This is a genomic window from Curtobacterium sp. PhB115 (genome assembly GCF_003752025.1).
In the GTDB taxonomy this organism is placed as follows: domain Bacteria; phylum Actinomycetota; class Actinomycetes; order Actinomycetales; family Microbacteriaceae; genus Curtobacterium.
The window spans coordinates 196,241-204,606 of sequence record NZ_RJKR01000013.1; the positions used below are offsets into that span (position 1 = coordinate 196,241).

An 8,366-nucleotide genomic window follows, 5' to 3' on the forward strand; every position below is an offset into this window, starting at 1 on the left:
GTGGACGGTTTCCGGCCCTCGGGAATGTCCGCGACGAGTCATGGGTTGCACAGCCAGCACGACCCGCCGCAGCCCTCGGTTTGCGCATCGGCGGGGCGTGGTGCAAACTGTCGCCGCCGATCACCCGGCGACGACCTCTCATACGAGAAATGGATGGGCATGGCCACCGATTACGACGCCCCCCGGAAGACCGACGACAACTCCGACTCGGAGTCGATCGAGGCCCTCAAGGAGCGCGTCCCCGACAAGATGTCGGGGGTCGTCGACGATGATTCCGACAACCCCGGCAGCTTCGAACTCGCTGGACAGGACCTCAGCGACGTCGACCTCGACGTCGTCGTGCTCCCGCCCCAGGTCGACGAGTTCACCTGTGTCGAGTGCTTCCTCGTGAAGCACCGCTCCCAGCTCGACCACGAGTCGAAGCTCGGGCCGGTCTGCGCCGAATGTGCGGCGCTGTAGACGTACCGATCACCGAAGGCCCCGCATCCTCCAGGATGCGGGGCCTTCGTCGTGCGGTGCGGGGCGGAGCCGCCACGGGCCTCCAGGCCGGCTCCGACGGTCCGTCAGGACCGCAGCGCCTCGACGACGCGGGCCGGCTGCCGGACGCTGACCAGCCAGTACGGCGTGGGGTCCGCGTCGTCGTGCACCTCGACCTTGACGACCCCGCGGACGTAGCCGCGGAAGAGCGTCCAGGCGCGCGCGTCGAGCTTCGGACCGCGCTGCGTGGTGGCCTCGCCGCCCTCGAACCCCTCGACGTCGCCGACGAGTGCCCGCGGCAGGTGCGCCTTGCCCGCACGGAACTCGGTGTCCGTGACCTCGATGGTGGGTGCGAGTGCCCACAGGAGGACGAGCACGCCGAGCTCCATGCCGATCGCCACGAGCACCCCGGCCAGGACGCTGATGGGCAGGAAGACGAGCAGGGTGGCGGGGATGACGAGCGCCGTCGCCAGGTAGAGGGCGGGCGGGGCCCAGAGTCGTTCGCGGTACAGGGTCACGGGTCCATTCGACCACGACTCGGGGCAGGTCACGGTCCGGTCACGTCTCTGCACTACCCTCGACACGTGACCGAACCAGTCGACGTCCTCTGGACCGGGGAGAACGCTCCCGGCTACGCCCACCCCGGCGACGCGGGTGCCGACCTCGTCTCGACCGAGGCCTTCGTGCTGCAGCCTGGCGAGCGGCACCTGACCGGCACCGGGCTGCGGATCGCGTTGCCCGAGGGGTACGCCGCGTTCGTGGTCCCGCGCAGCGGTCTCGCGGCCAAGCACGGCATCACGATCGTGAACGCGCCGGGGACCGTCGACGCCGGCTACCGCGGCGAGGTCAAGGTCGCACTGCTCAACACCGACCGGTCCGAGCCCTACGAGGTGCACGTCGGGGACCGCATCGCGCAGATGATCGTGATGCCCGTCCCGCGGGTCACCTTCTCGCGGGTCGACGAGCTCCCCGACAGCCTCCGTGGCCAGGGCGGCTTCGGCTCCTCGGGCTACGGTGACCGGAGCGACGCCGTGACCGGTGCCGTCGAAGACGTTCAGGAAGGAACCCGCGCATGAAGTTCGGCCGACGCAAGCGTGACGAGGTCGAGGTGGCGAACGCCGTCGCCGACGACATCGAGGTCGCGGACACGACCCCCGAGGTCGACATCGCGACGGACGCCGACGCGGACCTCGACGAGGTCGACGCGGTCGCCCCGACGGACAAGTCCGCACCGGAGGACCGGGCCGAGAACGGCCCGCACGACGAGACCGAGGCGAACCTGGTCCGCCCGTACGTCGACCTGGGCGGCGTGAAGGTCCTGCCGCGCGAGGGTCTGCACCTGCGACTCGAGGTCGAGGAGGGCTCGCAGCGCGTCGTCGCGGTCGGGCTCGACTACGACGACTCCACCCTGCAGGTCCAGCCGTTCGCCGCACCCCGCTCCACCGGGCTCTGGCACGAGATCCGCGCGCAGATCGCCGAGCAGATCGAGCGCCAGGGCGGTGTCGTCACCGAGGTCGACGGCCCGTTCGGCCCCGAACTCCGCGCCTCGGTGCCCGTCGCCGTGGACGGTGACGGCGGTGCTGCCGGCGCACGCCCCGCACGCTTCGTCGGCGTCGACGGCCCCCGCTGGTTCCTGCGCGGCGTGATCGCCGGCAAGGCCGCCGAGCAGCCCGACGACGCCAGCGAGATCGAGGAGCTGTTCCGCAGCGTCGTCGTCGTGCGCGGCACGACGCCGATGCCGCCGCGCGACCTCATCCCGCTGCACATGCCGAAGTCGACGCAGACCGCGATCTGACGGACCGACGACCAACCCCGCCTGGAGGCACGGTGCCGGAACACGACGACACCCCACGACCCGAGACGGCTGGGTCCGACCCCGCGGCGGCGTCGCCTGCGAACGCACCGGCTCCGGCGTCGGCAGGGGCGCCTGCTGCGGATCCGGCGTCGGCTGCGCCGTCGTTCTCGGCGCAGTTCCGTGAGGCGGTGCAGAACGCGGGCATCGCCCGCGTCGCCCCCGGCGAGGCGCCGTCCGGCCGCGCGCTGCTCGGTGCCGTCGGCGGTGTCCGTGGCCTGGCCGAGTCGGTGCTGCCAGGGTTCGCCTTCCTGGTGGTCTACGCGATCACGAAGGAGCTCGTCCCGAGCGTCGTGATCCCGGTCGTCGTCGGCCTGGTCTTCGTCGCGCTCCGCCTGCTGCAGCGGCAGTCGCTGACGATGTCCTTCGCGGGGATCCTCGGCGTCGCGGTCTCGGCCGGCCTCGCGCTCATCACCGGCCGGGCCGAGAGCAACTTCATCCCGGGCATCGTCATCAACTCGGTGTGGCTCGTCGGGCTCCTGATCACGCTCGCGATCCGCTGGCCGCTCATCGGGCTCGTCGTCGGGTTCCTGCTGCCGGCGAACGAGGACGGCTCGCACGTCGACTGGCGCGCCGACCCCGCGAAGCGCCGAGTGCTGACCGTCGCCACCTGGATCTGGGTCGGGCTCTTCGCGCTCCGGCTCGCGGTCGAGGTCCCGCTCTACCTGACCGCGCAGGTCGAACTGCTCGCCGGTCTCAAGCTCATCCTCGGCGTCCCGCTCTACGCGGCGGTGCTCTGGGTCACCTGGCTGCTGGTCCGCACGGTGTTCGTGCGGAGGGACGACACCGCCACGGTGTAGAGTTGTCTCGACATCGAGACAGTTTCTCGTGCGGCGCTCCGGCGCCGGCGGGATTAGGTTTGCCTTGCTGGTGGGACGGTCCACGGCCCGCGATGATGAGGGCAAACCGATCAGTAGGGAGGCGGCACGGTGGCTGCAGTCAATAGCTTCGGCTCGAAGGACACACTGTCGGTTGGGGGTGTCGACTACGCGATCCACCGGATCGACTCGGTGCCCGGGCACGAGAAGCTGCCGTACAGCCTGAAGGTCCTCCTCGAGAACCTCCTCCGCACCGAGGACGGCAAGAACGTCACCGAGGGGCAGATCCGTGCGCTCGGCTCCTGGAAGCCCGACGCCGAGCCCGACACCGAGATCCAGTTCTCACCGGCGCGCGTCGTCATGCAGGACTTCACGGGCGTCCCGTGCATCGTCGACCTCGCCACCATGCGTGAGGCGATGGCGGACATCGGCGGCGACCCGAACAAGATCAACCCGCTGTCCCCGGCCGAGATGGTCATCGACCACTCGGTCATCGCCGACCTCTTCGGTCGCGAGGACGCCCTCCAGCGCAACACCGACCTCGAGTACGAGCGGAACGGGGAGCGCTACCAGTTCCTCCGGTGGGGCCAGACGGCGTTCGAGGACTTCAAGGTCGTCCCGCCGGGAACCGGCATCGTGCACCAGGTCAACATCGAGTACCTGGCGAAGGTCACGTACACGCGTGACTTCGACGGCGAGACCTACGCCTACCCGGACACCCTCGTCGGCACCGACTCGCACACCACGATGGTGAACGGCCTCGGCGTGCTCGGCTGGGGCGTCGGCGGCATCGAGGCCGAGGCCGCGATGCTCGGTCAGCCCGTCTCGATGCTCATCCCGAAGGTCGTCGGCTTCAAGCTCTCCGGTGAGATCCCGGCCGGCGTGACCGCGACCGACGTGGTGCTCACCATCACGCAGGAGCTCCGCAAGCACGGCGTCGTCGGCAAGTTCGTCGAGTTCTACGGCGAGGGCGTCAGCGCCGTGCCGCTCGCGAACCGCGCCACCATCGGCAACATGTCGCCCGAGTTCGGCTCCACCGCCGCGATCTTCCCGGTCGACGACGTCACGCTCGACTACCTGCGCCTGACCGGTCGCGACGAGGCGCAGATCGCCCTGGTCGAGGCATACTCGAAGGCTCAGGGCCTGTGGCACGACGCCTCCGTCGAGCCGAACTACTCCGAGTACATGGAGCTCGACCTCTCCACGGTCGTGCCGTCCATCTCCGGCCCGAAGCGTCCGCAGGACCGCATCGAGCTCACGAACGCGAAGAGCCAGTTCGAGCTCGACCTGAACAACTACACGACGCCGTCCGAGCAGACCGACCTCGACGACGCGGTGGAGGAGACGTTCCCGGCCTCCGACCCGATCGCCGCCGGCTCGACCAACGAGGACACCGCGCTGCACGAGCACGTGTACGTCTCGAGCGCTCCGTCGACCGCCTCGGCGCCGACGAAGGTCGCGATGGACGGGGCCGACCCGTTCACCATCGACCACGGCGCCGTCGCGATCGCCGCGATCACGTCGTGCACGAACACGTCGAACCCGTCGGTCATGATGGCCGCCGGCATCCTCGCCCGGAACGCCGCGAAGAAGGGCCTCACCGCGAAGCCCTGGGTGAAGACCACCCTCGCACCCGGGTCGAAGGTCGTCACCGACTACTACGAGAAGGCCGGTCTCACCACCTACCTCGAGCAGCTCGGCTTCTACACGGTCGGTTACGGCTGCACCACCTGCATCGGCAACTCCGGTCCGCTGCCGGAGGAGATCTCGCAGGCCGTGCAGGACAACGACCTCGCCGTCACCGCGGTGCTCTCGGGCAACCGCAACTTCGAGGGGCGCATCAACCCGGACGTGAAGATGAACTACCTGGCCTCGCCGCCGCTGGTCATCGCGTACGCCCTCGCCGGCTCGATGCACTTCGACTTCGACAAGGACTCGCTCGGCAAGGACCAGGACGGCAACGACGTCTACCTGCAGGACATCTGGCCCGACGCGGCCGAGGTCCAGCAGGTCATCGACACCTCCATCGACACGGAGATGTTCACCCACGAGTACGGCTCCGTGTTCGAGGGCGACGACCGTTGGAAGAACCTGCCGACCCCGACCGGTGACACCTTCGAGTGGGACCAGGAGTCGACCTACGTCCGGAAGCCCCCGTACTTCGAGGGCATGACCATGCAGCCCGACGCGGTCTCGGACATCTCCGGCGCCCGTGTGCTCGCGAAGCTCGGCGACTCGGTCACCACCGACCACATCTCGCCGGCCGGTTCGATCAAGGCCGACAGCCCGGCGGGCCAGTACCTCGCCGAGCACGGCGTCGACCGCAAGGACTTCAACTCCTACGGCTCGCGTCGCGGCAACCACGAGGTCATGATCCGCGGCACGTTCGCGAACATCCGTCTCCGCAACCAGCTCCTCGACGGGGTGGAGGGCGGCTACACCCGTGACTTCACGACCCCCGACGGTGCGCAGTCGTTCATCTACGACGCCTCGCAGCACTACCAGGAGCAGGGCACCCCGCTCGTCATCTTCGGCGGCAAGGAGTACGGCTCCGGCTCGTCGCGCGACTGGGCCGCCAAGGGCACGAACCTGCTCGGCGTCCGTGCGGTCATCACCGAGAGCTTCGAGCGCATCCACCGCTCGAACCTGATCGGCATGGGCGTCGTCCCGCTGCAGTTCCCGGCGGGCGAGACGGTCGACTCCCTCGGGCTCGACGGCACCGAGGTCGTCTCGATCTCCGGGCTGACGGAACTCAACGAGGGCCGCACCCCGAAGACCGTGCACGTCACGGCGACCCCGAGCGAGCACTCGCCCGCGGGCAAGGAGCCGATCGAGTTCGACGCGGTCGTCCGCATCGACACCCCCGGTGAAGCGGACTACTACCGCAACGGCGGCATCCTGCAGTACGTGCTCCGCTCGCTCGTCTGACGCGACCCGGATACGGACTGGAGGCGCGGTGCCAGCTGGCACCGCGCCTCCAGTCCCTTCTGTCCCCACGCGCATAGAGTGGGCCGACAGCCCCACGAAAGGAGCGCCCGTGAGCCTGCTCGCCAGCATCACGTCGCCGCGCGACCTGAAGCGTCTCTCCGACGCGCAGATGACCGAACTCGCCGCCGAGATCCGACGGTTCCTCGTCGCGGAGGTCGCGAAGACCGGCGGGCACCTCGGGCCGAACCTCGGCGTCGTGGAGCTGACCCTCGCGATGCACCGCGTGTTCGACTCGCCGAACGACCCGTTCGTGTTCGACACGGGGCACCAGTCGTACGTGCACAAGCTCGTCACCGGGCGGCAGGACTTCTCGGCGCTGCGCGAGCGCGGCGGGATCGCGGGCTACCCGCAGCGGAGCGAGTCCGAGCACGACATCGTCGAGTCCTCGCACGCGTCGTCCTCGCTGTCCTGGGCGGACGGCATCTCCCGCGCCTTCGGGCAGACCGGGCAGACCGACCGCACCGTCGTCGCGGTCGTCGGCGACGGCGCCCTCACCGGCGGGATGACGTGGGAGGCGCTCAACAACATCTCCGACGACAACGACCGTCGCCTGGTCATCGTGGTGAACGACAACGGGCGGTCCTACGCGCCGACCATCGGCGGCATGGCGCGGTTCCTGAGCTCGATGCGCACGCGGCGTGAGTACCGGGCGCTGTACGAGACCTCCCGGGCCGTGGCTGACCGGTTCGGCGCCCCCGGCCGAGCCGTGTACCGCGGGATGCGCGGCGGTCTGCACGGTTTCCTGTCCCGGTTCACGAACAACGAAGCGCTGTACTCGAACCTCGACATCAAGTACATCGGGCCGGTCAACGGGCACGACCAGCGTGCGATGGAAGCGGCGCTCCGGCAGGCGAAGGCCTACGGCGCCCCGACGATCGTGCACGCGATCACCGAGAAGGGGCACGGGTTCGAGCCCGCCCTGCGCGACCAGGCCGACCAGTTCCACGCCGTCGGGCACATCGACCCGGAGACGGGGGAGTCGCTCGACGCGGCGTCGGGTCCGTCGTGGACGTCGGTTTTCGCGTCTTCCCTGGCCGATGCCGGCGCCTCGGATCCGCGGATCGTCGCCATCACGGCGGCGATGCTCCGACCGACCGGGCTGCACCTGTTCCAGGAGCAGCACCCTGACCGCGTGTACGACGTCGGGATCGCCGAGCAGCACGCCGTGACCACCGCCGCGGGCCTGGCGTACGGCGGCCTGCACCCCGTGGTGGCGCTCTACGCGACCTTCATCAACCGGGCGTTCGACCAGGTGCTGATGGACGTCGCCCTGCACAAGGCCGGCGTCACGTTCGTCCTCGACCGTGCCGGGATCACCGGACCGGACGGGCCGTCGCACCACGGCATGTGGGACCTCGCGTTGCTGCAGGTCGTGCCGGGGATCCGGATCGCGGCACCCCGTGACGCCACGACCCTGCGGGAGGAGTTCCGCGAGGCGATCGCCGTCGACGACGCGCCCACCGTGCTGCGGTGGTCGAAGGGGCAGGTCGGGCCGGACATCCCCGCGCTGCGTCGGCTGCCCGACGGCGTGGACGTGCTGCATGCGCCCGGCGCCGCCGCCGAAGAGGACGTCTTGTTCGTGGCGGTCGGGTCGATGGTCCCGGTCGCGCTCGAGGCCGCGTCGTTGCTCGAGGCGCAGGGCATCGGTGTCACCGTCGTCGACCCGCGGTGGGTCGTGCCGATCCCGGTGTCGCTCATCGACCTGTCCCGTTCGCACCGGCTGGTCATCACGATCGAGGACGGCGTGCGCGTCGGCGGCGTCGGGACCCGGCTGCGGCAGGACCTGCGCGCCGCCGGCGTCGACACCGGGGTGAACGAGCTCGGGCTGCCGGACGAGTTCATCGACCACGCGAGCCGGTCGCAGATCCTCGCCGACGTGGGGTTGACGGCGCAGGCGATCGCGCGGGACGTCATCGACCAGGTCGTCGGGACGAAGTTGCCGCAGGCGAAGCCCGCTCGTTCCCGCGAGTCCGCGGCGTCCGACCGCTAGCCGCTGCCCGCGCGGCTGCTGCCGGTCGTCGTGCTCCGAAGCCGCAGTCCCGCGTCGCGCCCCCGCGCGGGCGTCGCCGGTCGTCGTGCTCCGACGCTGCAGTCCCGCGTCGCGCCCCCGCGCGGGCGTGGGGCCCCCCCCGGGGGGGGGGGGCCCCCCCCCCCCGGGGGCGCCCCCCCCCCGGGGGGGGGGGGGGCGGGGGCGGCCCCGCGCGGGGGGGGGGGGGGCGGGCCCCAGAAAC

Annotated in this window: 7 protein-coding genes; 6 read left to right on the plus strand and 1 reads right to left on the minus strand. The window is 70.5% G+C overall.

Going from position 1 to position 8,366, the window contains the following annotated elements; genetic code table 11:
- The first annotated feature begins 159 nt into the window (after positions 1-159).
- The gene (locus EDF19_RS18715; protein WP_031263038.1) at positions 160-459 is read left to right on the plus strand and encodes a DUF4193 domain-containing protein; all 300 of its coding nucleotides are present in this window, start codon (positions 160-162) and stop codon (positions 457-459) included.
- A gap of 104 nt (positions 460-563) precedes the next feature.
- Here EDF19_RS18715 and EDF19_RS18720 read toward each other — a convergent pair whose 3' ends face one another.
- Positions 564-995: a DUF3093 domain-containing protein gene (locus tag EDF19_RS18720; RefSeq protein WP_123682361.1), complete on the minus strand. Its 432-nt coding sequence runs from the start codon at positions 993-995 to the stop codon at positions 564-566.
- A 66-nt stretch (positions 996-1,061) separates the two neighbouring features.
- On the opposite strand from EDF19_RS18720, the gene dut reads away from it, so the two are divergent.
- The 5 genes from dut (at position 1,062) to dxs (ending at position 8,125) form a co-directional block, all read left to right on the plus strand.
- The gene (gene dut / locus EDF19_RS18725; protein ID WP_123682362.1) at positions 1,062-1,553 is read left to right on the plus strand and encodes a dUTP diphosphatase; all 492 of its coding nucleotides are present in this window, start codon (positions 1,062-1,064) and stop codon (positions 1,551-1,553) included.
- On the plus strand, positions 1,550-2,272 hold the full coding sequence (locus EDF19_RS18730) for a DUF3710 domain-containing protein (protein WP_260217369.1): 723 nt from the start codon (positions 1,550-1,552) through the stop codon (positions 2,270-2,272). The genes dut and EDF19_RS18730 overlap by 4 nt, the downstream gene beginning before the upstream one ends.
- A gap of 188 nt (positions 2,273-2,460) precedes the next feature.
- Positions 2,461-3,129, plus strand: a complete 669-nt coding sequence (locus EDF19_RS18735; RefSeq protein ID WP_260217371.1) for a DUF3159 domain-containing protein — start codon at positions 2,461-2,463, stop codon at positions 3,127-3,129.
- Positions 3,130-3,258: 129 nt separating this feature from the next.
- A complete protein-coding gene (acnA, locus tag EDF19_RS18740; protein WP_123682364.1) occupies positions 3,259-6,075 on the plus strand; it encodes an aconitate hydratase AcnA in 2,817 nt (938 codons plus the stop codon).
- 109 nt (positions 6,076-6,184) lie between these two features.
- Positions 6,185-8,125 carry a 1-deoxy-D-xylulose-5-phosphate synthase gene (gene dxs, locus EDF19_RS18745; protein WP_123682365.1) on the plus strand — a complete coding sequence of 647 codons (1,941 nt, stop codon included), beginning with the start codon at positions 6,185-6,187 and terminating at the stop codon, positions 8,123-8,125.
- Positions 8,126-8,366 lie beyond the last annotated feature (241 nt).

Excerpts from the sequence above, each read along its gene's own strand:
- EDF19_RS18715 (WP_031263038.1), top strand. The coding sequence starts at position 160 with ATGGCCACCGATTACGACGCCCCCCGGAAGACCGACGACAACTCCGAC.
- EDF19_RS18730 (WP_260217369.1), top strand. The coding sequence starts at position 1,550 with ATGAAGTTCGGCCGACGCAAGCGTGACGAGGTCGAGGTGGCGAACGCC.